Source organism: Leisingera sp. F5, assembly GCF_001593695.1.
Genome location: NZ_LUKH01000886.1, coordinates 1 through 1,518, shown reverse-complemented (window position 1 = coordinate 1,518; position 1,518 = coordinate 1). Strand labels below are relative to the sequence as shown.

Below are 1,518 nucleotides of genomic sequence, written 5' to 3'. Positions count from 1 at the left end.
CTCAACCGAGCTGGAGCGTTTGACAGAACTATCTGCAGACCTGGACCTTCCCGTGCATCTTGCGGTGATCCCGCACGGTGTCACCCCGGACCTTGGCCGTTTTGTTGCAGATCATCAGCAACTGATCCCGGTGGTGCATGGATGGGCACACCAGAACCATGCCCCCGCCGGCGAGAAGAAAGCCGAGTTTGGAGCGCACCGCCCGCTGGAGGAATTGCTGGACGACGCCGAACGTGGGCTGACCGCTCTGCAAGAGATGTTCGGCACTGGCTTGCGCCCGATGTTTGTGCCATGCCAGCTGCGCGACCGCCGGCTTGGCGATGCCGACAATGCAGAACCTTACGGCCTTCTGACCCACCATCTGGTGCATGACGAAGCAGTCTGGGACTTTACCGCCGCCCTTGCAAGGCGCCTGCTGGACGGCCCGGCAGAGGCCTGGATCTATGATGAAAGGATGTCCTGAATGAGCCGTCTTGATTCCATGCTGCGCCGCCTCACTGCCCAGCGCGACGGGTTGAACTGGGCCGCAGATCAGGTCACCCCGCTGGACGGCGATGTCCTGGACATGGGGCTTGGCAACGGCCGCACCTATGACCACCTGCGTGAAACCCTGTCCAACCGCCGGGTCTGGGTCATTGACCGGCTGCTGCAATGCCACCCCTCCTGCGTGCCGCCGGAACAGGATTTCCTGCAAGGCGAGGCAAAACCAATGCTGGAACGGCTGGCAGCCGAGGGGCGCAAAATCGTTCTGGCGCATTACGACTTCGGCTATGGCGTCAAAGAACAGGACGTCGCCGAGGCTGCTGCGCTTTCCCCGGTTATTAGCCGGGTCATGGCGCCGGGCGGCATCATCGTTTCCGGCCAGCCGCTGGCGGGTTTTGAAGAGCTCGATGGCCCGGACGGTATCCCGCCGGGGCGTTACATGTTCTACCGGGCCGGCTGATGCCGGTACCCGCCCCGCCCTTTGGCCAGGCAGCGCACGCCCCAAGAGGGCGGGCGCTTCTCCCCCTTCCGGATTGCGGGCTGCTCAGGCCACACGCTCACCACGCGACCAGACTCCGCGCAGGGCGGGCGCGCCGGCTTTCAGCCGGAACCGGATCAGATCAGCGCGCTTGCCCGTTTCCAGCCGCCCGCGATCGCTCAACGCAACTGCATCGGCCGGCGCATGGGTTACCGTGCCCAGGCCGCGCGCCATGTCACCCCAGAGATCGCCCAGCTTAACGGCTGCCATCAGCAATGCCGCAGGGACATAGTCTGACGAAAGAATGTCCAACAACTCCAACTCCGCTAGCTCATGCGCCGCCACATTGCCGGAATGCGAGCCGCCGCGGATTAAGTTCGGCGCCCCCATCATGACTTTGATCCCGTGCCCATGGCAGGTCCGCGCAGCCTCGACCGTTGTCGGAAATTCCGCCAGGCTGATGCCATGCCGGGCTGAAACAGCCACTTGATCCGCTGTGGTGTCGTCATGACTGGCCAGTACGGCACCGAACCGCCTGGCCGCCGTCACCGCCTCAG

At 64.2% G+C, this 1,518-nt stretch carries 1 protein-coding gene and 2 pseudogenes; 2 read left to right on the top strand and 1 reads right to left on the bottom strand.

Annotation, left to right across the window (positions count from 1 at the left end; genetic code table 11):
• Positions 1-463 (top strand): annotated as a pseudogene (locus A2I95_RS37095) (polysaccharide deacetylase); the annotation flags it as partial.
• A complete protein-coding gene (locus A2I95_RS37090) occupies positions 464-943 on the top strand; it encodes a class I SAM-dependent methyltransferase (RefSeq protein WP_291737471.1) in 480 nt (159 codons plus the stop codon).
• A gap of 84 nt (positions 944-1,027) precedes the next feature.
• Here the strand turns inward: A2I95_RS37090 and A2I95_RS37085 are convergent.
• Positions 1,028-1,518 (bottom strand): annotated as a pseudogene (locus A2I95_RS37085) (alpha-D-ribose 1-methylphosphonate 5-triphosphate diphosphatase); the annotation flags it as partial.